General features: G+C 64.7%; 20 protein-coding genes and 2 riboswitches. Of the genes, 5 read left to right on the top strand and 15 right to left on the bottom strand.

Going from position 1 to position 26,147, the window contains the following annotated elements; genetic code table 11:
• Positions 1-185: riboswitch (yybP-ykoY riboswitch) on the bottom strand.
• A gap of 57 nt (positions 186-242) precedes the next feature.
• Together ABWO90_RS20295 and ABWO90_RS20290 are read right to left on the bottom strand one after the other, a co-directional pair.
• Positions 243-2,222 (bottom strand): hypothetical protein, encoded by a 1,980-nt coding sequence (locus tag ABWO90_RS20295; RefSeq protein WP_353193034.1) that lies wholly within the window; start codon positions 2,220-2,222, stop codon positions 243-245.
• Between the two features lie 61 nt (positions 2,223-2,283).
• Positions 2,284-2,757, bottom strand: a complete 474-nt coding sequence (locus tag ABWO90_RS20290; RefSeq protein WP_353193033.1) for a type III secretion system chaperone family protein — start codon at positions 2,755-2,757, stop codon at positions 2,284-2,286.
• Between the two features lie 316 nt (positions 2,758-3,073).
• On the opposite strand from ABWO90_RS20290, the gene ABWO90_RS20285 reads away from it, so the two are divergent.
• Positions 3,074-4,357 (top strand): hypothetical protein, encoded by a 1,284-nt coding sequence (locus ABWO90_RS20285; protein WP_353193032.1) that lies wholly within the window; start codon positions 3,074-3,076, stop codon positions 4,355-4,357.
• A gap of 148 nt (positions 4,358-4,505) precedes the next feature.
• On the opposite strand, the gene guaD is transcribed toward ABWO90_RS20285, so the two are convergent.
• The 6 genes from guaD to xdhA all read right to left on the bottom strand — a co-directional run bounded on the left by guaD (position 4,506) and on the right by xdhA (position 13,606).
• Positions 4,506-5,843, bottom strand: coding sequence for a guanine deaminase (guaD, locus tag ABWO90_RS20280; RefSeq protein WP_353193031.1), 1,338 nt, complete (start codon positions 5,841-5,843; stop codon positions 4,506-4,508).
• A gap of 20 nt (positions 5,844-5,863) precedes the next feature.
• Entirely contained in the window at positions 5,864-7,288 is a 1,425-nt protein-coding gene (locus ABWO90_RS20275; RefSeq protein WP_353193030.1) for an NCS2 family permease, read from the bottom strand.
• Between the two features lie 270 nt (positions 7,289-7,558).
• The gene (locus ABWO90_RS20270) at positions 7,559-8,599 is read right to left on the bottom strand and encodes an adenosine deaminase (protein ID WP_353193029.1); all 1,041 of its coding nucleotides are present in this window, start codon (positions 8,597-8,599) and stop codon (positions 7,559-7,561) included.
• A gap of 88 nt (positions 8,600-8,687) precedes the next feature.
• Positions 8,688-9,767, bottom strand: coding sequence for a xanthine dehydrogenase accessory protein XdhC (xdhC, locus tag ABWO90_RS20265; protein WP_353193028.1), 1,080 nt, complete (start codon positions 9,765-9,767; stop codon positions 8,688-8,690).
• Positions 9,767-12,121 (bottom strand): xanthine dehydrogenase molybdopterin binding subunit, encoded by a 2,355-nt coding sequence (xdhB, locus tag ABWO90_RS20260; protein WP_353193027.1) that lies wholly within the window; start codon positions 12,119-12,121, stop codon positions 9,767-9,769. Before xdhB ends, xdhC begins: the two co-directional genes overlap by 1 nt.
• A 12-nt stretch (positions 12,122-12,133) precedes the next feature.
• Positions 12,134-13,606, bottom strand: coding sequence for a xanthine dehydrogenase small subunit (gene xdhA, locus ABWO90_RS20255; protein ID WP_353193026.1), 1,473 nt, complete (start codon positions 13,604-13,606; stop codon positions 12,134-12,136).
• Between the two features lie 209 nt (positions 13,607-13,815).
• Between xdhA and ABWO90_RS20250 the strand changes: the two genes are divergently transcribed.
• Positions 13,816-14,781 carry a LysR substrate-binding domain-containing protein gene (locus ABWO90_RS20250; protein WP_353193025.1) on the top strand — a complete coding sequence of 322 codons (966 nt, stop codon included), beginning with the start codon at positions 13,816-13,818 and terminating at the stop codon, positions 14,779-14,781.
• 69 nt (positions 14,782-14,850) lie between these two features.
• Here ABWO90_RS20250 and ABWO90_RS20245 read toward each other — a convergent pair whose 3' ends face one another.
• The 4 genes from ABWO90_RS20245 to ABWO90_RS20230 form a co-directional block, all read right to left on the bottom strand.
• Positions 14,851-15,363 carry a disulfide bond formation protein B gene (locus ABWO90_RS20245; RefSeq protein WP_353193024.1) on the bottom strand — a complete coding sequence of 171 codons (513 nt, stop codon included), beginning with the start codon at positions 15,361-15,363 and terminating at the stop codon, positions 14,851-14,853.
• Between the two features lie 253 nt (positions 15,364-15,616).
• Positions 15,617-17,002 carry an amidase gene (locus ABWO90_RS20240; RefSeq protein WP_353193023.1) on the bottom strand — a complete coding sequence of 462 codons (1,386 nt, stop codon included), beginning with the start codon at positions 17,000-17,002 and terminating at the stop codon, positions 15,617-15,619.
• Positions 17,003-17,004: 2 nt separating this feature from the next.
• Positions 17,005-17,700, bottom strand: a complete 696-nt coding sequence (locus ABWO90_RS20235; protein ID WP_353193022.1) for a GntR family transcriptional regulator — start codon at positions 17,698-17,700, stop codon at positions 17,005-17,007.
• A 14-nt stretch (positions 17,701-17,714) separates the two neighbouring features.
• On the bottom strand, positions 17,715-17,864 hold the full coding sequence (locus tag ABWO90_RS20230; protein WP_353193021.1) for a hypothetical protein: 150 nt from the start codon (positions 17,862-17,864) through the stop codon (positions 17,715-17,717).
• A gap of 477 nt (positions 17,865-18,341) precedes the next feature.
• On the opposite strand from ABWO90_RS20230, the gene ABWO90_RS20225 reads away from it, so the two are divergent.
• Positions 18,342-20,126 (top strand): cation:proton antiporter, encoded by a 1,785-nt coding sequence (locus ABWO90_RS20225; protein ID WP_353193020.1) that lies wholly within the window; start codon positions 18,342-18,344, stop codon positions 20,124-20,126.
• 161 nt (positions 20,127-20,287) lie between these two features.
• Here ABWO90_RS20225 and ABWO90_RS20220 read toward each other — a convergent pair whose 3' ends face one another.
• The 3 genes from ABWO90_RS20220 to ABWO90_RS20210 form a co-directional block, all read right to left on the bottom strand.
• Entirely contained in the window at positions 20,288-20,854 is a 567-nt protein-coding gene (locus tag ABWO90_RS20220; RefSeq protein ID WP_353193019.1) for a PaaI family thioesterase, read from the bottom strand.
• A gap of 155 nt (positions 20,855-21,009) precedes the next feature.
• Entirely contained in the window at positions 21,010-21,720 is a 711-nt protein-coding gene (gene ribB, locus ABWO90_RS20215) for a 3,4-dihydroxy-2-butanone-4-phosphate synthase (RefSeq protein WP_353193018.1), read from the bottom strand.
• Between the two features lie 97 nt (positions 21,721-21,817).
• A riboswitch (FMN riboswitch) is annotated at positions 21,818-21,997 on the bottom strand.
• A gap of 108 nt (positions 21,998-22,105) precedes the next feature.
• On the bottom strand, positions 22,106-22,306 hold the full coding sequence (locus tag ABWO90_RS20210) for a heavy-metal-associated domain-containing protein (protein ID WP_353193017.1): 201 nt from the start codon (positions 22,304-22,306) through the stop codon (positions 22,106-22,108).
• Between the two features lie 316 nt (positions 22,307-22,622).
• On the opposite strand from ABWO90_RS20210, the gene ABWO90_RS20205 reads away from it, so the two are divergent.
• Together ABWO90_RS20205 and ABWO90_RS20200 are read left to right on the top strand one after the other, a co-directional pair.
• Complete coding sequence (locus ABWO90_RS20205; protein ID WP_353193016.1) at positions 22,623-25,142, top strand: heavy metal translocating P-type ATPase; 2,520 nt, start codon at positions 22,623-22,625, stop codon at positions 25,140-25,142.
• Between the two features lie 192 nt (positions 25,143-25,334).
• Positions 25,335-26,141: an endonuclease/exonuclease/phosphatase family protein gene (locus tag ABWO90_RS20200; RefSeq protein ID WP_353193015.1), complete on the top strand. Its 807-nt coding sequence runs from the start codon at positions 25,335-25,337 to the stop codon at positions 26,139-26,141.
• The last annotated feature ends 6 nt before the right edge of the window (positions 26,142-26,147 follow it).

The following is a 26,147-nucleotide window of genomic DNA, read 5'->3' as shown; positions in this document are numbered from 1 at the left end:
GCCGGGCCGTGAATACGCGAGCCAATGACAATGCATCCCGGCCCGGTTGGCGGAAGCATCGTCATCGGTCTCGCCAGGCCCGTGGGCTGCGCACGCCATAGCCGGAACCGGCCAAGTCTGTTGACGTACGCCCCTGCCAAAGACAGCTGTCTATGACAGGGCGGCTACTCCCCAATGAATCGGAGCGGATTATAGCATCGGTTCCGATTCACCCGGCAAACGGAATGGGGAGAGGCTGGACGTCAGCCGTGGTCGGCTGCCGATGCGTCGATGTCGTTCCGGAGATTCAGCTTCGTGGCGATCAGATCCAGTTCTGCCGGATGCAGCACACCCTCGCGAATCGAGGTTTCGACAGCGCTGAGGCGTTCTTGCATGTCGACCGACATCGAACGGGCGAGCCGTTGCCACGAAGGCTGGTTTGCATCAGACAGCGGCGATTGGTGAGCGACCATCGCGCCGACGTGCGTGCGGATCAGCGAGTCAACGTCCGGGGCTCCGCGGTCGTCCTGATCCAGACGCATCTCGCGTTGCATGATCTGCTTGCTTTGCATGTTGTGGTCAACGAGGGTGCGCTTCAGGCGCGCCGCCGTTAGCTCGGTTTGCGCTTCGCGCGATGTCGTCAACTGGCCGTTGACATCAAGTTTGATGTCAGTGCTCATATAGCCTGTCGTCTTCTCCGTGATCACGCGATGGTACGGAATGTAGCCCTGCCAACTTGCGTGACGCTCCGGAGTGAACATGTCCTTGTGTTCGAGATAGACGACCGTGTGGCCGAACAGTGCGAACGGTTCGAGTGCGCCGCTGCGAATGCCGGCCAGGCGCGATCCCGTTTTCGAGAGCAGGCGATCCATGAAGTACCACTGGTTTTCTCGCGGCGCGAGGAGTTTCTCGGTGTCGAAGGTGCCGTTCCAGAAGCGTCCGATCTGTGGACGGATTTCGGGTCGGTAGGGATGCCGGTCGAACGTGCCGCGGGGGATCGAGGGGCTCGGGTTGATGAACGTGTCGGCGACATCGAAGACCTTGAATCCGTCCTGCGCGAAGCGTTGGGCCATCTGTTCGAACATCAGCGGTCGCGAGATGGCCTGCGACTCACGTTCGTTCGCGCCTTCGCGATCGGCGATCCACAGCGCCACGCAGCGGTCGTCGAGCTGGTAGTGGGCGACGATGTGATCGACGGCCTTGTCGATGCGCTCGCGTGTCGGTGCGTCGACGAGATGCCATAGCCGGTCGCGGATTTCATTGTGACGCTGGCTCGCGCACACGTCGTCGCGCGCGAATTGACGCCGGATCAGTTCCGTCGTGACCGAGATATGGAAGATGTGATCGTCGCCGCTGATGTCGGCGGTAATCGCCCCAGCGTCCGGAGTGCCGAAGCGCTCGCGCGTGTCCGGGCTGTCGAGCGACTCGCGAGCCTGCTTGAGCGAGCGGGCGTCGCCGTCGAACTCGCACAACGTGACGCGCTTTCGGGCATTCGCTACGCCGTTCTTCTCGAGTGCGTTCACAAGTACGTCGTAAGCGGTCGTTGCGTCACGCTTTTGCTTCTCGACTTCTTTCGACGCGCCCCCAACGGCATATCCGATGATCACGTTCAAACGGGGTTCGACCAGCGCGGCAATGATCAGCGTATAGCGGTCGCCGGTAGCGTACCCGGGGAGGAAAGTGAAGACTTTACGCCCACCGTCTTCGAGCATGGCCGCGAAGGGTTTGTCGCGCTCATGGAGGTACGGCAGGCCTTTGCCGTTTGCCGAATCGATGCAAAACATCTGGTTGTCGTGTACACGGGCGGCGTCGAGCTGTGCACCGTCGGACTGCATGACCTGTGAGTGTCTGGTGGCGTCCGTCAGGGCGACATGCCCAATCTCGGCGCGTACCTTGCGTGACGTATTGAAGAGTTCGACGATGTGGTCGTGCAGGCGGTCGGCGTCGCGGTTGTCGGCGTTGGCGGCGCTGAATCCGGCATCCAGCATGGAGTGCGGCTGCGCGGTGGCGGTACGCAGATCGATCTGACCGTTGGCAACGTCCGCCAGCCCAGCGTTGGACGCGATGCCCAGCGACGTGTCAGAGCGTAGCGGTGTGGCGATTTCACCTGCAAACAAATAGGCGTCAGCACAGCCGCTGTCGGGACTGCGCGACCCTGTGCGGGAAGTGGGGGAGGTGGCGTAACTGCTGATGGAGCGCGAAAGCGTGGGGTAGTTGAGAACGGTTTCGAGTTGCGGGCGCATGAGTCAGGGAAGTGAGTGGTTGCAGGGTGGGGATGTGAGGGGGATGTCGTGCACTGAGAATCTAGGCACTCGCTGCGGCGATCGGCACGTGCGCGAATGTCGACGCAGGTGCGCTTTGTGTGTCCGCGATATCACGGAACGCCGCGTTGATCTGCCCGAGCACACGTGCCAGTCGTGAAAGGTGGCCGGCGAGGCGGTCCAGCGTGGCATCGCTCGCGTCGATGGCATCGAACAAACGCACCGTATCGCTGGGGACGTGCCGCGCCAACCACGCGCCGCGCGTCAGATTCACTTCGGCATTGATGCGCAACAGGCAGTCGTTGGTGGCGCCGTCGGACAACACGGCGGGCAGTGCCACAGGCGTATGGACGAAAAGTCTGTCGGCGCCGGCAATGGCGTCGATTTGCCAGATTCGACCATCGTCGCCGGTCACGGCGAGCGCGTGCGCCGGCGCCTGGCCTTCGACACGCAATGCGTGAGCAAGCCGCTGGAGCGCCGTGCCGGCGGATTCGTGGTGAGCATTGGAAAAGGACAAGCGATGAATTCCTTCGGAACGGGATTTTTCAAGGGGGGCGTATGACGCGATGCCGCCGAATCGCAAGAGACGTGACTTGCTTGCCGACTATGACGCAATGCGCGTCACATGCGTTCGACATGAAATGCCGATTGCGCTGACGCCTCTGCCTGCGCATGGGAACCGGTGCAGAAGCGTTGCATGGAAGATGCGGAACGAAGTGGCGGTGACGAATACGAAAGCGATGCCGGTACAGGCTGGCGATGATGGCCGGTTTGCCTGCGGCGCGGGACGATGACCCTCGCCATCGGTCAGTTCGTCAACATGGAGGACAACGATGAACATTGCCATTTCCAAAGACATGGCTGTCGGCAGTGCCGGACTTCGGCGTGCGTCGTACTCGTCACCTGTTTATGTCGCCGCCGTGGCGGACGACCTGTTTGCGGTGCGCCAGGGAGGGTGTACTGCCGCACCGGAAGCGGCACGCAGTGCCTGGGGGAGGTCACCCGAATCGCCCGCTGAGGTGCGCACCGTGGCGTTGCTCACGGGCGTGGCGACGCGTCGCCATCTGCACGTGAAGGGTGTCGCGCCAGGGTTGGTGTTGGTGCGGGTTGCCGGAGACGAGGGGTGCTTTCGCCGGGTCGGACTCGATGCGGCATTTGTCGGGCAGGCGGGATATCAGCGACTCGCTTACGTGGCGGCGGCAATGCCGCGCCACGAAGGCACCGTGTTGGCCTCCGACACCGCATTGCGAACCATGACGTGCTTCGCCGACGACATGCTGGGCGCTTCGAACCGGCGTGCCGGGGCGCTTATCAACGGCGCATTTTTCAACTTTCAGCGGCGCGCCGATGCGGCGAGGGCGGAGCATACGCCCATCGGGGCATTACGCACGGCGCAGTGCGTGCACGACAGCTTGCCGATTCCACGGGCCTACGCCGGTGACTACGTTCGACTGCGACTGAGCGACGACTCGTATATCGAGTCCACGCCACTGCTTTCCATCAACGGGGCGCCTGTGTTCTTCCCTACGCGTTGCCAGACGGACGGATATCGCTTGCCCGATGACTTTTCGTTCGAGACCGGTTGTATTCGGCCAGGCGAGTTGCTTCACGCCGCAGATCCGAACCCGCGCGCAGGGATCAGTGTGCCGGTCACGTCAGGAGATGAGTGGGTGCGGCTCGTTGTCGGCTTGGCCTGCGGACGCGGCGCGCAAACGCGCTCAGGGTATTCGCTGGCGTCGTGGTCAAGCGTGATGGCGCGGATCGACCGACTGGGTGAGACGCCCCACGTCTCGATCAATCTCGATGGGGGAAACTCGATCGCGCTCGTCGTAAGCGACGGGAAGGGGGGACGCGTGCACATCGGCCAACCGAAACAGGATCGACACATCGGCAGCGCCCTCGCGTTCGTCGCCGATGCGGGCGGCACGCTATCGAGAGTGCCCGATACGGCGGGCAATGCAAGTCATTCGGACGGTGACAACGAACACAAAAAAGGGCAGCCATCGGCTGCCCAAGGAGATCCCCGACCGCATGCCCCTTGCGCGCGGTCGGCGACCGCGAGAGGACGTATGTCGAGCCAGGACCATCGCGGCGACGACGTACGCTCCCTCGCGTAAGCGGTGTCGTCCAGGCGGACGCATCACGCGGGTGAGAAACGGTTGAAAAACCGTTGAAGAGCGAGAGAAAAGCGGGAGAAATGCGGGGAAGTGCGCGTGAGGTGCGAAGGACTGGCGCGTTTGCGCCTTGCCTTCACACCTCAGTCCCTCAATGTGTCGTGCGTCGATGCACCGGCTTGCCCGCAGCATAGGTCGCCGAAACCGCGCGATCGTCGCCCAGCATCGCAAACGCGAACAGCAGTTCTTCGAGCGACTCGGCCAGTGCCGTCCGACGCGCAAGCAACGGCGTGGCCTTCGGGTCGAGCACCACGAAGTCGGCCTCCGCGCCGACGGCGAGCGTGCCGATCGTGCCGTGCAGATCCAGCGCGTGCGCCGCGCCTTCCGTGGCCAGATAGAACATGCGCTCCGCCGACAGGTGATAGCCCGACAGACGCGCCACCTTGTGCGCTTCGTTCATCGTCTGAAGCATCGAGAAGGTCGAACCCCCGCCGACGTCGGTCGCGAGCGTGACCGGCATGCGCGTGGCCTCCGCTGCAGCGAAGTCGAACAGACCGCTGCCGAGGAACTGGTTCGAGGTCGGGCAATGCGCCGCGACGGTGCCCGTCTCGAACATGCGTCGACGGTCGTGCTCGTCGAGCCAGATGCAGTGGCCGTACACCGCGCGCTTGCGCAGCAACTTGTAGTGGTCGTACACGTCGAGATAGCTGCGATGGCCCGGGAACAGCGAGCGCACCCATTCGACCTCGTCGGTGTTTTCCGCCACATGGCTCTGGATGAACACGTCCTGGTATTGCTCGGCCAGTTCGCCGCACACGCCCAGCTGCGCTTCGGTCGACGTCGGGGCGAAACGCGGCGTGAGCGCGTACAGCTGACGCCCCTTGTTATGCCAGCGCTGGATCAGCGCTTCGCTGTCGCGAGCGCCGCTCTCGGCGGTGTCGCGCAGGAAGTCGGGACAGTTGCGATCCATCATCACCTTGCCCGCGACCATGCGCAGGTTGCGCGCGTCGCTGGCACGGAAGAAGGCGTCGGCCGAAGCCGGATGCACCGTGCAGTACACGAGCGCACTCGTGGTGCCACCGCGCAGCAGTTCGTCGAGGAAGAATTGGGCAACGTCGGCCGCGTACTCCGGATTCTCGAAACGACGCTCGGTCGGGAACGTGTATTTCTCGAGCCAGGGCAGCAGCCCGGGCGCCGGCGACGCGATCATATCCGTTTGCGGATAGTGGATGTGCGTGTCGATGAAGCCCGGCGTGACGATCTTGTCGCGCAGGTCCTCGACAGGCGTGCCCGCAGGCAGCGTGGGCGCCACCTTGGCATAGTCGCCCACGGCGGTGATGCGGCCGTTCTCGAAGGCGACGATGCCGTCGGTATGGTGGACGGTGCCGGGCGTGCCGTCGAGATAGGCGCGTGCCGGATCGTGCGTGAAGTAGACCAGTTGTGCGCGTACGGCGCGCGCCGCCGATTGGGCCGGGTTCGAGGTGGACATGGGCTGGAATCCTTCTGTCATTACATTTGCGTGAGCAGCAGCACGGCGAGCGCTGCAACGATCCACATCGCCGGCTTGATTTCCTTGACGCGGCCGGTGAACAGCTTGAGCACGACGAAGGCGAGGAAGCTGTAGGCGATGCCATCCGTGATCGAATACGAAATCGGGATCATCACCAGCGCGATGAAACTCGGAATCGCTTCGTCCATGCGATGCCATTCGATGCGTGCCACAGACTCCATCATAAACACGCCGACCAGAATCAGCGCCGGGGCGGTCGCGATGGCGGGCACCAGCGAAAGCATCGGGGAGAGGAACAGGAACGGCAGGAACAGCAGCGCACAGACCACGGCGGTGAGTCCGGTGCGTCCGCCCTGGGCGATACCGGCAGCCGACTCGATGTAGGCGTTGGCCGGGCTCGTGCCCAGCGGACCGGAAATCAGCACCGAGAACGAATCGACGATCATGGCCTGACGCATATTGCGCGGATTGCCGTCGCGGTCCTTCATGTTACCGGCTTCCGCGATGCTCATGAAGGTCGAGAGGGTATCAAAGAACGCCGTGAACAGCATCACGAAGATGAACGGCAGGTACGCGACTTTCAGCGCGCCGAGCAGGTCGAGCTGACCGATGCCCGAGAAATCGGGCGCGGCGAAGAAGCCCTGGAAGTTCACCAGGGTGGCGGTGGCGATTTCCTTCGGGAAATACCCGCTGCCATCGCCCCACAGGCGGCCGATCGGAATGGCCATGAGCGTGGTGGCGACGATGCCGATCATCAGCGCGCCGTTCACGCGGCGAGCCACGAGCACGGTCGTGATGGCCAGCCCGATGAGGAACGTGACGGTCGGCGGCGACAGGTGCGCCAGACGCACGACCGTCACCGGATCGCTCACCACGAGCTTCGCGTTGACCAGACCGATCACGGTAATGAACAGTCCGATACCGCATGAAATGGCGTAGCGCAGGTTCGCCGGAATCGCCTCGACGACGAATCGGCGCACGTTGAGTGCGGCGAGCAGCGCAAAGAGAATGCCCGACCAGAACACGCAGCCGAGCGCCGTCTGCCACGGCATGCCGACGCCGTGCACCATCGTGAACGCGAACAGGGCGTTCAGGCCCATGCCCGGCGCGACGAGCACCGGGTTGCGGGCGTACAGACCCATCGCGCAACTGCCGAAGAAACTGATGAGCACCGTGGCCGTGAGCGCGGCCGGGAAGGCCATGCCGGTCTTCGACAGAATGGCCGGGTTGACGACGATGATGTACATCGCCGCGAGGAATGTCGTGATACCGGCAATCACTTCGGTGCGAAAGGTCGAGCCGAGCGCGGTGATGCCGAAATAGCGGTCGAGGGTCGAGACAGGTTGCGCGCCCTCCACGCGCGTGCTGTCGTGAGCCGCTTCGGGCGCGGCACTACCCGCCGGGGGGCTGAGCGATGAGTCCATGGGGTGTTGTCTCCGATGTTCTTAGGTGTCGTGTGCCCGTGGCGTCGGCGGTGTGGGGGCACCGGATGAAGCCTATGCGGGCACGCTGGAAAAATAGCATCGGGTCCCCGTGAAAATATTCCTGATGAGGAATGTTCCACATCATCGCGGGGTAATGTGGTGTGCCGGGGTGCGCCGTGCCCGACCGTTTGCCGTTTGGGCGACGGCAAAAAAAACGCCCGAAGGGTTTCGGGCGTTTTGTCGAGTCATCGGCGCATGGCCGAAGGGTCCTTACCCTGCGTGGGTGGCGCGGAACTGATCCAGCTCGCCGACCAGACGGCGCTTTTCGTTGTCGTCGATGAACGAGGCTTCGAAGCTGTTCCTTGCCATCGTGTAAGCGTCGTCGAGCGTCATGTCCAGGGCGTCGAACGTGGCGAGGAAGTTCTCGTTCAGATAGCCGCCGAAATAGGCCGGATCGTCCGAGTTGATCGTGACCGCCAGCCCGCGTTTGAGCAACTGATGCAGCGTGTGCTGCCCCATGTGGTCGAACACCTTGAGGCGAACGTTCGACAACGGGCACACGGTCAACGCAATTTTCTCGCGCGCCAGACGATCGAGCAGCGCTTCGTCTTCGATGGCACGCACGCCGTGATCCACCCGTTCCACGCGAAGCGTGTCGAGCGCCTCGTGGATGTAGGCGGGCGGCCCTTCTTCACCGGCGTGTGCCACGATACGCAGGCCCAGCGCACGACAACGTTCGAACACGCGTGCGAACTTGGCGGGCGGGTGTCCTTGCTCGGAGGAGTCGAGTCCCACGCCCACGAGCCGATGCCCGTGGCTGTTGAAGTACGGCAACGCGGTCTCGAGCGTTTGTAGCGCGTCGTCTTCGGACAGGTGGCGCAGGAAGCAGAGAATCATGCGGCTCGTGATGCCGTGCTGCGATTCGGCCTCGGCGAGCGCGCGCTCGATGCCGTTCACGACGGTCGCCATCGACACGCCGCGCGCCGTGTGTGTCTGCGGGTCGAAGAAGATCTCCGTGTGACGAATGTTGTCGGCGGCGGCGCGCTCGAGATACGCGCGCGTCATGTCGTAGAAATCGTCTTCGGTGAGCAGCACGCTCGCGCCGGCGTAATAGATGTCCAGGAAGGACTGGAGATCGGTGAAGGCATACGCGTCGCGCAGGGCTTCCACGCTCGGATACGGCAACTTGACCTGATTGCGTTCGGCGAGCCGGAAGATCAGCTCGGGTTCGAGCGTGCCTTCGATATGCACATGCAGTTCCGCCTTGGGCATGGCGCAAAGGGTCTTGGCGAGTTCTGGCGTGAGTGGCATGGATCGGTCTTGTCGTTGGGGGGGATGGGCGCGATTCTACCGTCGCCCGCGTTTGCCGGTCACGTGCACCGGTCATGCCCGTGCCGGTTCAGGCGAGCGTGCCGGTGTCCTGCAGCGGCGCCGGAGCGCCCAGCCGCATCTGCTGTTCGCGCACGCGCAGCAACTGCGCGGCGACCGCGATGGCGATCGTCGCGGGGGCCTTGCCGGTGATACCTGCCACGCCGATGGGGCAGATCATCTGTTCGAAACGCTCGGGCGGCACGCCGCGATCGCGCAGACGATGCTCGAACTGGCGGCGCTTGGTCATCGAGCCGATCAGGCCGAAATAGGCGAAGTCGTCGCGCCGGAAGATCTCCTCGCACAGCCGCTGATCCAGACCGTGGTTGTGCGTCATCACGAGGAAATACGCCCCCGGCGGCGCTTCGGCCACGATGGCTTCGGGCGTGTCGGTCGACTCGACGACCGTGTTGGGCGGCACGGCGGCCGGGAAGGTCTCGGAGCGCTCGTCGGCCCACGTCACGCGGCAGGGCAGCGTGGCGAGCACCTGCACGATGGCCTGTCCGACGTGTCCGGCGCCGAACAGCACGATGTGGAAGTCGCTCGGCGCGAGGCGCTCGCTCAGCCAGAGCCAGCCGTCGCTGCCTTGCCAGAAGGAGCAGGCGGCATCGTCGGCGTCGCGCGTAAGCGTGTGCGGGTGGGCCAGCGGCTCGTTCGGATCAAGCTCGGTCAGCATGACCGGGCCGCCCTGCTGCTGGCTCGCGGCAGCGTTGGCCCCCGGGGCGCCGAACGCCACGCTGCGCAGGCTCGCTTCGCCTGCCGAAAGCCGTTTGTGCAGCGCGCTCACCCATGCCAGATCGGTCAGCGTGAGCACTTCGAAGGCGAGCGTGACGGCGCCGCCGCAGCATTGCCCGAGGCTCGGCCCCAGGGCAAAGCGTTCAACGTGACGCGCGCCTTGCTGGCCGTACTGACGCAGCAACTGGCGCGCGACATCCATCGCCTTCCATTCGAGATGGCCGCCGCCGATGGTTTCCCACACGTGCTCGCGTGTCACGAGCAGGTGCGTGCCCGCTTCGCGCGGTGCGGAACCCTCCACGCGCGCGATCGTGACCAGCACCGCGGCTTCGCCACGGACCAGCAGCTTGTGGGCGGCGTCGACCCAGGCGTGCATCAGGCAGGACTCCTTGTGCGCAACTCGGTGATGGCCATGAGCAATGCCTCGGACGTGGCAGGGGCGTTGAGCACCGGTTCGTCCCGGTAGTCGTTCACGCTGGCCACGGCGTCGCGCAGGGCGTTGAACACGGAGAACGGCAGCAGCAGCGGCGGCTCGCCCACGGCCTTGGAGCGATGAATCGAGTCCGAGACGTTGGTGTTCTCGAACAGTGCCACGCGGAAGTCTGTCGGGCAATCGCTGATGCCGGGGATCTTGTACGTGGAGGGCGCATGCGTCATCAGCTTGCCGTCCTTGTTCCACCACAGCTCTTCCGTCGTCAGCCAGCCCATGCCCTGAATGAACGCGCCTTCGACCTGTCCGATGTCGAGCGCCGGGTTGATCGACTTGCCGGCGTCGTGCAGCACGTCGGCGCGCAGCAAACGCCACTCGCCGGTCAGCGTGTCGAGAATGACTTCGGAGACGGCCGCGCCGTAGGCGAAGTAGAAGAACGGGTTGCCGTTCATGGTCTTGGCGTCCCACGACAGGCCCGGCGTGGCGTAGAAGCCGTCCGACCACAGTTGCACGCGCGCCCAGTAGGCGGCTTCCACCAGATCGGGGAACGGGATGTCGTTGCCGTTCGCGCTCACGATGTCGTTGGCGAAACGCACGTCGTCGGGCGCGCCGCCGTACTTCTGCGCGGCGAACCCGGCCAGACGCTGCCTGATCTGCCACGCGGCGTTCTGCGCGGCCTTGCCGTTCAGGTCGGCGCCGGTGGAGGCGGCAGTGGCCGACGTGTTCGCGACCTTGCTCGTGTCGGTGGCCGTCACGCGCACATGCGAGAGGTCGACGCCCAGCTCATGGGCCACGACCTGCGCGACCTTCGTATTCAGGCCCTGGCCCATCTCGGTGCCGCCGTGATTGACCAGCATCGAGCCGTCGCGATAGACGTGCACCAGCGCACCCGCCTGGTTGAACGCCTGCACGTTGAACGAAATGCCGAACTTCAGCGGCGTGAGCGCCAGCCCCTTGCGCAGCACCGGGCTCGTGAGGTTGAACGCGCGTACGGCGTCGCGCCGCGCACGGTAGTCGCTCGTCTGTTCCAGCTCCGCGACCAGTTCGTGAATGACGTTGTCCTTCACCAGCTGGCCGTAGGGCGTGGTGTTGCGCTCGGTCTTGCCGTAGAAGTTCACGCGGCGCACGTCGAGGGCGTCCTTGCCCAGACGTCGCGCGATGGCGTCTTGCAGCACTTCCATGATGAGCGCGCCCTGTGGGCCGCCGAAGCCGCGAAACGCCGTGTTCGACTGCGTGTTGGTCTTGCCGCACAACGCGCGCAGATCGGCGTCAGGCACGAAGTAGGCGTTGTCGAAGTGGCAGATGGCGCGCGTGGCGACCGGCCCGGACAGATCGGCGGAGAAGCCCGCGCGCAACGTCATGTCGACCTTCGCGCCGACGATGCGGCCGTCGTCGTCGTAGCCGACGTCGTATTCGAAGTAGAAGCCGTGACGCTTGCCGGTCATCATGAAGTCGTCGTCGCGATCGAGACGCAGCTTCACCGGACGCTTGAGTCGCGACGCACACAGCGATGCCACACACGCGAACAGACCCGATTGCGATTCCTTGCCGCCGAAACCGCCGCCCATGCGACGGCACTCGACCAGCACCTGATGGCTGTGCCAGCCGAGTGCATGCGAGACGAGCGCCTGCATTTCGGTCGGGTGCTGCGTCGAGCAATAGAGATGGATGCCGTCGTTTTCCTTCGGAATGGCGTAGGAAATCTGCCCTTCGAGGTAGAACTGCTCCTGCCCGTTGCACTCGAACGTGCCGGTCAGACGATGCGGCGCGGCCTGCAGCGCGGCGTCGGCGTCGCCACGACGCAGATGCATCGGCGGGATCACGCCCGCGCCCGCCGCCTTGGCGGCCTGCGGCGTGAGAATGGCGGGCAGGTCTTCGTACTCGCCCTTGGCCAGACGTGCGGCGCGGCGCGCCGCGTCGTGCGACTCGGCCACCACGGCGAACATCGGCTGGCCGATGTACTGGACCACGCCGTCGGCGAGGATCGGATCGTCGTGCACGACCGGGCCGCAGTCGTTCACGCCGGGAATATCGGCGGCCGTGAGCACGGCAACCACACCCGGCGCGCGACGCACGGCGTCGAGATCGAGCGAGAGAATGCGGGCGTGCGCTTTGGGCGACGGGCCCAGCGCGCAGTGCAGGGTGCCCTGCAATTCGGGGATGTCGTCGGTGTAAGTGGCCTCACCGGCCACATGGAGTACCGCCGATTCATGCGGGCGCGAGCGTCCTACCTGCGCGCCGGGCGTGGCGGCGTCGGCCTGCGGGGTTTGCGTCATGAAGCCTTCGACTTGCGTGTTCATGGGCAACTCCGGTTAGACGTTCGCGAACGCATTGACTTCATGGGCCGCGAGCGGCGCATCGGTACGCGTTTCCAGGAAAAAACGATACAGCAGATTCTGCGCCCCGGCGAGCCGGTAGGCACTGGTCGCACGCATGTCCGAGAGCGGCTGGAAATCGGCGGGCAATGCTGCCATGGCGGCGCGCACGGTCGATTCGGTCCACGGTTGCTCCGTCAGGGCGGCTTCGATGGCGCTGCCGCGCTTGGGCGTGGCGGCCATGCCGCCGAAAGCCACGCGCGCCGAGCGGATCGTCTCGCCCTCGAGTTCGACGGCGAACGCGGCACACACGGCCGAGATGTCCTGATCGAAGCGCTTGGCGAGCTTGTACGTGCGGAATCGCTGCGCGACACCGGGCAGCGGCACGCGAATGCCTTGCACGAATTCGCCCGGTTCGAGCGCGTTCTTCTGGTAGGCGAGATAGAAGTCCTCGAGCGGCATCTCACGCACCACGCCTTCGCGATGTAGCACGATGCGCGTGCCCAGTACGATCAGCGCGGGCATCGAATCGCCGATCGGCGACCCGTTGGCGACGTTGCCGCCGAGGGTGCCCGCATTGCGAATCGGGAACGACGCAAAGCGCTGGCGCAGCTCGGCCAGGTCCGGATAGTGTTCGACGAGGGCATCGAACGCATCGTTGAGCAGGGCGCCGGCGCCGATGTAGAGGCCATCGGGGCCTTCGGCGATGTCGCGCAGTTCGGCGACCTGTCCGAGGTAGATCAGGTGCTTCAGCTCGCGGAACTGCTTGGTGACCCACAGACCGACGTCGGTGCTGCCGGCCAGGATGCGGGCGTCCGGGTAGGCGGCACGCAAGCGTCCCAGTTCGGTCAGCGTGCGCGGCGCGTGGAAGACGTGACCGTCGTGTTCGTACGACAGGGTGTCGCTGCGCTGCAACGCCTGGAGTTGCCGGGCGAGCGCGCTACGGTCGAATGCCTGACGCGGCAGGTTGAACATCTGCTGGGCGGCGTCGACGATCGGGCGGTAGCCGGTGCAGCGGCACAGGTTGCCGGAGAGCACGTCGTCGATTTCGCGTCGGCTCGGGCAGCCGGCTTCGGCCGGACGGTTCAGGTACATGGCCCACAGCGACATCACGAAACCCGGGGTGCAGAAGCCGCACTGCGAGGCATGGCAGTCCACCAGCGCCTGCTGCACCGGGTGCAGCGTGCCGTCGGCAGCGCGCAGGTCTTCGACCGTGAAGAGGGCTTTGCCGTCGAGCGTCGGCAGGAACTGGATGCACGCGTTGACCGCCCGCAACGCCACGTTGCCATCGTCGGCCAACTCGCCGATGACGACCGTACAGGCGCCGCAATCGCCTTCGGCGCAGCCTTCCTTCGTGCCGGTGCAGTGCAGATCTTCGCGCGTGTACTGCAGCACGGTGCGGGTCGTGGCCTCGCCAGTGACCTCGTGCACCTTGCCGCGGTAAAAGAAGCGGATGGCTTGTGTCTCCATGATTCTCAGTGTAGTGCAGTGGGATTGCAGACGCGCCGTGTCTTTGACGGCGTAGGGATGAGCCGAAGATAGCACCGGGTGCCGGGGGAAATATTTCGTGGCGATGATGATGCCTATTCGGGCGCCCCGATGACGTGGCATTGTCATAAACTATGGCTCAGCCCGCCGTCATCCGGTGTTCCCCACGCCATCCGAGCGCCCCGAAGCCCATGCAAAGACCCCGCGAACAGATCGACGCCTACCTGCTGCGGGTACTGCACACGCTGCTGACCGAACAAAGCGTCTCGCGCGCCGCGCTCAAGCTCGGCCAGTCGCAGCCGGCCATCAGCAACTCGCTGCGGCGGCTGCGCGAGATCACCGGCGACGCCATTCTGGTGCGCGGCAAGAGCGGCATGGTCGCGACCGAACGCGGCCGGGAACTGCTGGGCTATGCGACCGACGCGCTCGCGGCCATCGACCGGATCACGCATCCGACCACGGAATTCGCGCCGCAGACCACGACGCGGGCGTTCCGGCTGGGGGCGCCCGATTATCTCGACGCCGTCTTCCTGCCGAATATCGCCGAGGTGTTGCGCCGCGACGCGCCGTCGGCACGCCTGCATGTTCAGCCCATCAATGCGGGGTTCGACTATGCCGGGGCGCTGGAAAACGGCTCGCTGGACGTGGTGATCGGCAACTGGCTGGAGCCGCCGCCGCAATTGCACATGTCACGGCTGTTCGACGACGAAGTGGTTTGCATGCTCGGCGCCCAGCACCCGCTCGCAAACAAGGGCATTTCGCTCAAGCATTATCTGGAATTGCCGCATCTGGCGCCGACGCCGTATGTCGCCGAGCGGCAGAGCTTCATCGACGGGTGTCTGGCCGAGCAGGGCCTGCGCCGCAATATCCAGATGACGATGCCGTACTTCGGACTGGTGCCGTATGTGCTGATGCGCACCGATCTGGTCTTCACGACGGGACGACAGTTCGCGCAACACTATGCGCGCTATCTGCCGATCCGGGTGCTGCCGTCGCCGTTCGCCTTCCCGCCAATGCGTTTCTATCAGCTCTGGCACGAGCGCACGCACGCGGCACCCGAAGTGACATGGCTGCGGCGGCGCGTTGCGGAAGTGGCGACCGAACTCGATGCGGCGAACGGCGGGGCGGGGCAGGCGCCTGCGTTGGCGAAGCCCTGAACGGGAAGACCGGGAAGGAAAAAGATGCGGCCGTCGCCGATGGCGGACGGCCGGTGAGACGCAAGACGCTTAGCGCAGCGAGATGGCGCGACGTGGACGATGCAGCGCCAGCGACAGGAAAATCACGACAAACGCGGCGAGCGACCACATCGGCAGCGTCAGGCCGAGGATCGGCGGGTACATCGTCTGGCACATCCCCTGGACCTGGAAGACTTGCGGCAGCAGGCGCGACGTCGGCAGGGCATCGACAAACCCCTCGACGACGTCGTAGCCGCAACTGACCATCGGATTGGCCTGCACGTAGATTAGGTACGCGGACGCGGCCATGCCGCCAATCGCCGACAGGGCGGCGAGCACACGTGCTACCCGGATGCCGGCCCAGCCGCCCGAGAGGGCACCGAACAGACCGAAGATCGCCGTCAGCACGAGCGCGTAACGCGTCAGGATGCACAGCGGACACGGGTCTTCGTGAAGCACGTACTGGAAGTACAGCGCACCGCCAAGCAGTGCGAGGCAGACCACGGAAAGCAGGAGGTACAGCAGACGTTCGCGGCGCAGGGCCGGGTCGAGTTGAGCGTTCATGTCACTTCGGGCGGTGGGCCATCACAATTCCCGTCACACCCCGCATGACACCGGGCGACGGGCACTTGGGCTGGGATTGTAACCCCAGCCCGAGCCGTGTGTGATGCGAAAAAGAGGGGGAACTTTCCACCTGATTTCCGTACGCTGCGCGGCATTTGGCGCGGGAGCCATGCCGCGCGCGCCTGTTACGGCGACGATCGGTGAATGCGAGGCGGTGGATCGTCGTCCCACCTCGTCACCCACGTGTATGACGTCAGCCGCCGAGACCCGCCAGGCGCAATGCATGTTCGACGGCACGCGCGACCGGGAACAGACGCGCGTCGTCGCCCGCCGCGCCGCTCAACATCAGCCCGATCGGCGCTTCTCCCTTGCCCTGGCAAGGCAGCGAAAACGCGCAACCGTCGATCATGTTGATGGCCGTGGGGTTGCGCAGCACGAGCGCGTTGGTAGCCGTGAAGGTGTCGTCGCTGGCTTCGAGCGGGGCGATGGCGGGCGGGGCCAGCGGCACGGTCGGGCACAGCACGGCGTCGAAGCGCTGCCAGACGGGGTTCGCTGCGGCGATGAGCGCGGCGCGGGCGTTCAGCAGATCGATGTAATCGGCTGCGCTGGCCGGTTCGCCCTTGCGGATGCGCACAAGCACACGCGGATCGTAATCTTGCGCGCGCTCGGCCAGCAAATTGCGGTGCCATGCATACGCTTCGATGGGGGAAAAACCGAAGCGGTTGATCGCGGGCAGCGTGTCGAACGGTGCGAACGTGAACTCGACGAGCGTGGCGCCTGCCTTCGCAAGGGCGGCCAACGCACGCTCGTAGATGGCGAGGGCGGCGGGTTCCGCGCCATCCAGCACGAAATTCGTCAACACACCGAAGCGCATGCCGCGCATGTCACGCGGTGCGGCCGGGATTTCATCGACGGTCTTGCCGGAAAGGATGGCATCGACCCAGGCGCAGCAGTCGACGGAACGGCCGATCGGGCCGACGGAGTCGAGTGTCGTGGACAGCGGCAGGGCGCCATCGCGCGGCGTACGTGCGGCGGTCGGCTTGAAGCCAGTGAGACCGCAGAAGGCCGACGGGATGCGGATCGAACCGCCGGTGTCTGTCCCCAGGCCGACGGCCGCCATGCCGTCGGCGACGGAGGCTGCGGCACCCGACGAGGAGCCGCCGGCGATGTGTCCGATCTCCCGTTGCCACGGCGAGCGCGGCGTGCCGTAGTGCGGGTTGAGCCCGAGACCGGAGAAGGCGAACTCGGTCATGTTGGTGCGCCCCACGATCACCGCGCCCGCCTGACGCAGACGCGCGACCGCGAGGGCATCGTGTGTGGCGGGCGGCGCGTCGTCCAGTACTTTGGAACCCGCGCGCGTGACTTGTCCGGTCACATCGAAGAGATCCTTCACCGAGACGGGAATACCCATGAGCGGCGAGAGGCGTGCACCGGCGCGGCGCAGCGCGTCGAGGCCGTCGGCCGCGTCGCGTGCCGCCTGCGCGTCGACCTGGGTGAAGACGACGTTGCCCTGGCCCGCAGGGTCGGCAATACGCGCGAGGGCCTGCTCGGTCAGTGCGCGGCTGGTGGTACGTCCGGCGTCGAGCGCGGCGGCGAGGTCGGACAGCGGGCGTTGCAGATCGATGGCGTCGGTGCTCATGTTCAGATCGCTTTCAGAATATGGGTTCGGAATTCGTCGATATGACGGGCGATGGCCCGGCGCGCACGCTCGGCGTCGCGTGCGGCGAGGGCTTCGTACAACTCGAGATGCTCTTCGTAGACGCCTTCCAGATGGCTGGGCGTCGACAGGGCCAGAAACCAGAAACGTAGCGACCGCTCATGCAGACCCCGCAGTAGCTCGACGAGCGTCTGGTTGCGCGAAGCGTGGGAGATCGCCAGGTGGAAGTCACGGTCGATGCGCATCATCGCGGCGACGTCGCGCGAGGCGATGGCCTCACGCGAGCGCGCGAGCACCGCCGCGATGGTGGCCAGATCCTCGGGCGTCGCCGCGCGTGCGGCGAGTTCCACGCAATACGTCTCATTGATCATGCGTACGTCGATGATCTCGAGGGCGTCGTTGAGGGAGACCGGCGCGACCAGGGCACCCTTGCGCGGCAGGATCACGATCAGCCCTTCGTGCGCCAGCCGGTGCATGGCCTGATGCACCGGTGTGCGTCCCAACCCGGTCGACTGCATCAGTTGCGCTTCGTTGAGTGTCTCGCCCGGGCGCAGTCGCAGCGTGATGATGTCGTGCTTGATCGCGTCGTACGCGCGCTCGGTCAGGCTGCGGGTATCGGCGGGCGCGGGCGCACTTGGGGCAGACAGGAGTTCGCGGGTCTCGTGAATCTGGTTTGGCATCGGGGCGGGGTGTGTCAGTCGGCGATGGCGGCGTAGCCGTGCCGGATCGTGCCGTCGCGGTCGGCCGAACTGGCAGCGTTCAGGAAGCCCATGCGGGCGCCGGTGTTTGTCGTCGTGTCGTGTTCGGGGGCGGGCGACGCGGAATAGGGCAGACGGGAACGCATGCGGCGCCAGCTCCTGCAAAGTGCGGTTAGTGAAATGCGTTTGATATTTGTGTGATATTTCACTGTGTCGAGCGACAAAAAGCAAGAAAAAAAATTTCGGCATGAGAGGCGAAAAACGGGAATTTTTTATCGAAAGCCCCGTCAATCTTGGGTTGCGCGCGCGTCAGCCCATCGCGTATATTGATTCGGCGCCCGTTTTCGGCCGGTGGTTTGTCCGATTTCTGCAATCCGGTGGCGATACCGGAGGCCTCCCGGGGGAGGCTGCGGAGCCGACAAGCCGCATGGCGGTCCGGTCATGGGGTGACCGGGCGAACGAACGCAACGTCTATCAAGCCAGCGGCACATGGCTGGCTTCCCACCTTCATCAAGCATCACGTCTTGTGTTGCCGTTGCGGCCCGCGAGGGGCGCAGCGCGTGGCCGGCGTGGCGTCAAGAACAGCAAAATCGGCGCAACGCGCCGCGGGGAGAACGTATCGGATGCATCACGCCATCGACTTCATTCAGGACCTGGCCGTCATCATGCTGCTGGCCGGCATCGTGACGGTCATCTTCAACCGGTTCCGGCAACCGGTCGTGCTCGGCTATATCGTGGCGGGCGTGATCATCGGGCCGTACACACCGCCGTTCGGATTGATACACGACGAGAAGACCATCGGCATTCTGGCCGAGCTGGGCGTGGTGTTCCTGATGTTCTCGCTGGGGCTGGAGTTCAGCTTGCGCAAACTGGCGCGCGTGGGGGTGACCGCCTTCGTGGCAGCGCTGACCGAGATCGTGCTGATGCTCTGGATCGGCTACGAGATCGGGCGCTTCTTCGGCTGGGGGACGATGGATTCGATCTTCCTCGGTGCGATGCTCGCCGTTTCGTCGACCACCATCATCGTGAAGGCGCTCGACGAGTTGGGCATGAAGCGGGAGCGCTTCGCGCAACTGATTTTCGGTGTGCTGATCGTGGAAGACGTGCTTGCCATCGGCATGATCGCGCTGCTCTCGGGCATTGCCATCAGCGGTTCGGTCGACGCCGGTGAGGCCACCTTCACCCTCGGCAAGCTGCTGCTGTTCATGGTGGTGTCGCTCGTGGTGGGCATTCTGCTGGTGCCGCGCATTCTCGCGTATGTGGCGAAGTTCAAGAGCGACGAGATGCTGCTCGTGGTGGTGCTCGGCCTGTGCTTCGGCTTCTGTCTGCTCGTCATCCAGATGGGCTACAGCGTGGCACTCGGCGCGTTCCTGATCGGTGCGATCATGGCCGAAGCGCGCGAGCTGCACACGATCGAGCGGTTGGTGGCGCCGTTGCGCGACATGTTCAGCGCGGTGTTCTTCGTCACGATCGGCCTGTTGCTCGACCCGAATGTGCTGGCCACCTACATCTGGCCGATCCTGTTGATCACCGTGGCCGTGGTGCTCGGCAAGATCGTGTCGTGCGGTCTGGGTGCATACCTCTCGGGGCAGGATGGCCGCACGTCGATGCGCGTGGGCATGGGACTGTCGCAGATCGGCGAATTCTCGTTCATCATCGCGTCGCTTGGCTTGTCACTCAAGGTGACGAGCGATTTCCTCTACCCGATTGCCGTGGCCGTGTCGGTTATCACGACGCTGCTCACGCCTTACCTCATCAAGAGCGCCGATCCGGTGACGGGCTGGCTGGGACGCGCGATGCCGGGACGCCTGTCCTACGTGCTCGGGCAGTACACGCAGTGGCTGCAAAGCATTCATCTGACGGGCGATAGCGCGGCCATCGTCACCATCGTGCGTCGTATCGTGGTGAGCGTGGCCATCAATCTGGCGCTGGTCGTCACGATCTTCCTCGGGGGCGCGTTCTTCTACCGTCGGCTGGCCGAACTGATGTCGCCGTGGGTGCGCGATCCGAGTCTGCAAAGTGCCGTGGTCTGGGGCGGTGCGCTGGTGTTGTCGCTGCCTTTCCTGATCGCGGTATATCGCAAGCTCAAGTCGCTCTCGTTGCTGCTCGTCGAGCTGTCGGTGCCGCCGAGCCTGACCGGACGCTATACGTTCCAGGTGCGTCGCGTGGTAGCCGAGATCCTGCCGCTTGCGGCGATGGTCGGTGTCATTCTGCTGGTGGCGGCGCTGTCGGCGAGCATTCTCCCGTCGACGGAAATGATCGTGCTGATTCTCGCCGGCACGGTCGTGCTGGCCATCGTCATGCGCAGCTGGTTCGTTCGCATGCATGCGAAACTGCAAATCGCGCTCAAGGAAACGCTGGAGCATCAGCCGGACGGTGAGCACGGCGGCGGCGGACCGTCGCACTGATCGGCTGCGTCGGCATCGACACGAAAAAGCCCGCCGGGGTTTCCCGGGCGGGCTTTTTCTTTATGAGGGCCGTTGAGGCCGTTGAGGCAGTTGAGACCCTTGAGACCCTTGAGACCTTTGAGATCGCTGAGATCCGTGAAACCTGTGCGACTTCCTTCGCATCAGCCTTTGCGCGGGGGGAAGTCGAAGATCAGGCACGTGGTCGTGGCGTGCGCATACAGCGTGCCGTCCGGCCCGACGATACGGCCTTCGGCAATGCCGACCTGACGTCCGACCTGAATGACTTCGCCTTCGGCACGCACGCATGGCACGTCGCGCGTGAGCGCGCGGACCATGTTGGTCTTGAGTTCCAGCGTGGTGTAGCTGCGCCCTGCGGGCAGCGTCGAGTGAATGGCGCAGGCGACTGCCGAGTCGAGCAGCGTGGCGAACCAGCCGCCGTGAATTGAGCCGAGAGGATTGTAATAGGGCAGCGCTGGCCGACCCTGAAAGACAGCGCGACCGTTCGCCACTTCGATCGCAATGAAGCCGAGCGTCTCGCTGATCGGGGGCATCGGCAGCTTGCCGTCGAACATCGCCTGAAAGATTTCGCCGCCGGACAGGCCGATGACGTCGGACGGCGTCGCAACTCCGTAGCGCGCCGGACCTTGACGTTCGATCCGGTCACGTACCGCCGCTTCTTCGGCTTCCCACTGCGCCAGCACGGCGGCAGCATCGGGTTTGCTATTCATCGCGTCTTCCTCGTAACTTTTATGATGCTAGGGATGTCTCCCGATTATAGAAGTCACGCCGAGCGTTCGGGGCGTCCGCGTTAGAGGAAAGCGTCGAGGCGGGACGCGGGGGACGACGGCGGGCGTCGTTCCCACGTCCCGTTCCAGTGGGGGTTTCAGGCCGCTTGCGCGTGGCTGCGGCGATAGTTGGCCAGTTCGTCGATGGTCAGAATCGGCAGGTCGTGCTGCTCGGCGAAGCGCTCGATGTCGGCGCCGCGAGTCATCGTGCCGTCCGGATTCATCAGTTCGCAAAGCACGGCGGCCGGTTTGAGGCCGGCGAGCATCGCCAGATCCACCGATCCTTCGGTGTGACCGCGACGCGTAAGCACGCCACCCGGTTGCGCACGCAGCGGGAAGACGTGTCCCGGACGGGACAAATCCGAGGGCTGGGCATTGTCGGCGATGGCTGCGCGGATGGTCGTGACGCGGTCGGCAGCCGAGACGCCGGTACTCACGCCCTGACGCGCCTCGATCGTCACCGTGAAGGCGGTGCCGTAGCGGCTCTGATTCTGCTCGACCATGGGCGGCAGATCGAGACGGCGCAGGGTTTCGTCGGGCAGACACAGACACACGATGCCGCTGCATTCGCGGATCAGCATGGCCATGGTGGCCGGCGTGATTTTCTCGGCGGCGACGATCAGATCGGCCTCGTTCTCGCGATCGAGATCGTCCATCAGGATAACGGGGCGGCCTTCGCGCATCGCGTCGAGCGCGGCGGCCAGACGGACGTCGACGGGGGCCAGGTTGGCGAATGCCGGATACGCATGCAGATCGTCGGCAGTGTTGCCTTGCGGGACAGCTTGGGTAGTGCTCGTGATAACGGACATGAAACGCTCCTCGCGTAAGTCAATCGGGCGAAAAACGTTTTCGGGGCATGCGAACGGACGACACCACGGGACAACCTCCCGCGGCACGTGGGTATCGACGCATCTTCTCTCATCCGGACTATGACCGTCGGCTCTGGCTTCGCACCAGATCTGCTGACCCTGCCGGTGTTGCGAAAGCAACGTTGGCAGGCGCTCGCGGGCTCATGACGCACGCAGCTCGCGCTGCGCCGTGTCACATACCGCCGGTGGGGACTTTCACCCCGCCCTGAAGACGTGTATGCCGCACGTCAGGTGTCACACGGTTACGTATCGTGTGGCGTCCTGACGTATTCGGCGAGACAGAGCGTAGCACAAGGTGCTGCTGGCCTGCAGAGAAGACTGCGACTCAGGCGGTGGCGCCCTTGACCGTATAGCCTGCGTCGGTAATGGCGGCGCTGATTTCCGACGGCGACAGGCGGCTTTCGACGTCGACACGGCCGGCACCCAGATCCACATTGACCTTGGCGGCACCGTCCAGCTCGGTGATCGCACGCGTGACGGCCTTGACGCAATGACCACAGGTCATTCCTTCGACTTGGACTTGCATGTTGCTCTCCTTGAAAGCGGTTTCGGGGTACTGATCTGTGAAATGCATCATAGACCTTCCTATTGCGGGAAGCTCAAGCACTTTTTCGGCAGATTCGCGTGTCCGGTCAGACGCGGCCCAAACCGGCACGGTTCCGGACGCGCTATCTTGATAGATAACGAGGATGAAGCGGGACGGCACTGACAGAGGCGGGACTGCGACACATTGACGCGAGGGCGCACGACGTGAGATTCGACGACCAAAAGGTGCTTGACCTTCCTGTCATGGGAACCTCTAAGCTGTGACACATGATGACAGTCCTCCCGGAGGCCTATAAATGACTCAGAACTGGTCGGTCGGTATCGAAGGTATGACGTGCGCGTCGTGTGTGGCGCGGGTTGAGAAGGCGTTGCGGCGCGCGCCGGGCGTCGCGAGCGCGAATGTGAATCTCGCGACGGAGACGGCGGCCGTCGAGGCGGCGGCGGGCGTGACACCCGCGGCGCTGCTGGGGGCCGTCGAGACAGCGGTGAGTGACGCCGGATACCAGGTGGCGGAGCAATCGTACGAGCTGTCGATTGGCGGCATGACTTGCGCGTCGTGTGCCGGTCGTGTGGAAAAGGCGCTTCGTCAGGTGCCGGGCGTGGTCGAGGCCAACGTCAATCTGGCGACGGAGCGAGCGGCCGTGCGTGGCGTGCGCGGCGTCGTCGACGTCGATGCGCTGGCCGCCGCGGTCGAAAAGGCAGGCTATGAAGCCACACCGGTCGTCGACCCGGCGCAGGCAGCCGCCGCACCTGCGGGGCCGACCTGGTGGCCTGTGGCGGTTGCAGCGGTCCTGTCGCTTCCGCTTTTGCTGCCCATGCTGCTCGAACCGTTCGGCATTCACCTGATGCCGCCGCCGTGGGTGCAATGGCTGCTTGCGACACCGGTGCAGTTCTGGCTCGGCGCACGGTTCTACCGCGCAGGCTACAAGGCGGTACGCGCCGGTAGCGGGAATATGGATCTGCTGGTCGCGTTGGGCACGTCTGCAGCGTATGGGTTGAGCCTCTACGAATGGTGGCGCGCCCCCGCTGGCAGCATGCCGCATCTGTATTTCGAGGCGGCGGCCGTCGTGATCACGCTTGTGCTGTTGGGTAAGTGGCTCGAAGCGCGGGCAAAGCGTCGCACGGTCGAAGCGATTCGAGCGCTGGCCGCGCTGCGTCCCGAGACCGCGCGGGTGCTGCGCGACCCGCAGGGTTCGGCCAGCGAAGTCACCGTGCCGTTGGGTCAGGTCAAGGTGGGCGACTGGGTGGTCGTGCGCGCGGGTGAAAGGGTGCCTGTCGACGGCGTGATTCGCGATGGCGCCAGCCAACTGGATGAATCCTTGTTGACCGGCGAGCCGTTGCCCATCGACAAGGCGGCCGGGGACACGGTCGTTGGTGGCTCGATCAACGGGGCGGGAACGCTGCGGGTGGAAACGAGCGCTGTCGGCGCCGATACCGCGCTGGCCCGCATCATCCGCATGGTCGAAGACGCCCAGGCAGGCAAGGCGCCGATTCAGCGTGCCGTCGACCGGGTTGCCGCAGTGTTCGTGCCGGTCGTGGTGTTGATCGCCATCGTGACGGTGGTGGCCGGACTGGCGCTGGGCATTGGCATGGAGGCCGCATTGCTCAACGCCGTGGCGGTGCTGGTGATCGCGTGTCCCTGTGCCCTCGGGTTGGCGACGCCGGCAGCGATCATGGTGGGAACCGGAGCGGCCGCCCGGCAGGGCATTCTGATCAAGGATGCCGAGGCTCTCGAACTGGCGCACCGCATCAACGTGGTGGCGTTCGACAAGACCGGCACATTGACGGAAGGCAAGCCGCGTCTGGTGGCGCATTTGCCTGCGAACGGCACGTCGGCCGAGACGCTGTTGCGTCTGGCGGCGGCGGTTCAGTCGGGCAGCTCGCACCCGTTGGCGAAGGCCGTGACGACGGCAGCGGACGAAGCGGGACTGGGCGCATCGGTACCTGTGGCGTCAGACATTGCTGCATTGCCGGGCCGAGGTATGCGAGCACGTGTTGCCGCATCGGGCGAAGCCGGTGAAGGACATACGTTGCAACTTGGCAATACGCGCTTGCTCGACGAGCTTGGGGTGTCGCAGGAATCGTTGGCACAGGAAGCCACGCGCCTGGCGTCGGAGGGGCGCACCGTTTCGTGGCTGATCGAGACGAATGCGGGGCGGCCGGCGCGGTTGCTCGGTCTGCTGGCCTTCGGCGACACGCTCAAGCCCACGGCGCGAGCGGCGATCGAACGACTGCATGCGCTGGGTGTACGCTGCGTGATGGTGACGGGCGATAACGCCGGGAGCGCCAGGGCGGTGGCCGATGCGCTCGGGCTCGACGAGGTACACGCCGACGTATTGCCGGAACGCAAGGCTGAAGTGATTACGCAACTCAAGGGCGACGGCGCTGTCGTAGCCATGGTCGGCGATGGCATTAACGACGCCCCGGCGTTGGCCGCTGCTGATGTCGGCATTGCCATGGGCTCGGGTACGGACGTCGCCATGCAGACAGCGGGCATCACCCTCATGCGGGGCGACCCGCAGCGGGTTGCCGACGCCATCGATGTTTCTCGCCGCACGTGGTCGAAGATCCGTCAGAACCTGTTCTGGGCTTTCGCGTACAACGTGATCGGGATTCCGCTAGCGGCCTTCGGCTTGCTCAGCCCGGTGATCGCGGGCGCGGCGATGGCTCTCAGCAGCGTAAGCGTGGTGAGCAACGCGCTGTTGCTGCGCCGGTGGCGTCCGGCAAGCGCTGAGAGCGGCCTGAAGGCAACGGCTCCGGCGGGCGAAGCGCGTCATGCCGACCCGGCCGGTAGTGCCGGAAAGGCCCGCGCCTGATGGGAATGGGTTTGATGCGCCCGAGCATCAGGTGAACGGCGCATAATGAATTGATCGGTTGACACAGAGGCGACGCACGGACAGGCAACCTCCGATGCGTCCCTCATAAATTTTCTGACTTGAAAATCGCCGAAAGCGACCTCATTTAGGTGATATCGTCTGTCTTCCGGCACGGAGTTCATGCTGCCGAATATGAATAGTCTGCATATCGCGAGTTACAACATCCACAAAGGCTTCTCTGCGTTCAATCGCCTGCGCGTTCACGAATTGCGCGCGGGACTGGAGGGGCTCGCACCGGATCTCGTTTTCCTGCAGGAAGTGCAGGGCATGCACCAGCGGCATGCGGTACGGCACACCAACTGGCCGGTGCAGCCCCAGCACGAGTTCCTGGCCGGTGCCATGTGGCATGACCATGCCTATGGGCGAAACGTCGTGTACGAGCACGGGCATCACGGTAATGCGATCCTGAGCCGCTATCCGATCGTAAGATCGGACAATCACGACATCACGACCTATAGTTTTGAAAAGCGCGGCATGCTTCATTGCGAGATCGCCGTGCCGGGGTTCGCACAGCCATTGCATTGCCTGTGCGTCCATTTGTCGCTGGCCGGCCACGGTCGCCGGCGCCAGTTCGAGATGCTCACGGAGCGAGTGGCGGACGCGATTCCGGCCGACGCGCCATTGATCATCGCGGGCGACTTCAATGACTGGAGCAATCAGGCGGACCGGCTGCTGGCGGAAAAGCTGGCGCTGACGGAGGTATTCCAGAACAGTTCCGGGCGTCCGGCTCGCAGTTTTCCGAGCGGATTGCCGCTTTTGCGACTTGACCGCATCTACGCGCGCGGTTTTCATATCGAAGGGGCGCAAGTGTTGCATGGGCGTCCCTGGTCACGGATCTCCGATCATGCGCCGATCAGTGCCCGACTCGTGCCGTCGGACGCGGACCGTGCGGTGAATGGTTCCATTACCCCGTCGTTCAACCCTCGTTCCCCCCAGTGAGGTAGC

Source organism: Pandoraea pnomenusa (genome assembly GCF_040391475.1).
GTDB classification, from domain to species: Bacteria; Pseudomonadota; Gammaproteobacteria; order Burkholderiales; family Burkholderiaceae; genus Pandoraea; species Pandoraea pnomenusa_C.
This window is presented reverse-complemented; position numbering and strand designations above follow the sequence as displayed.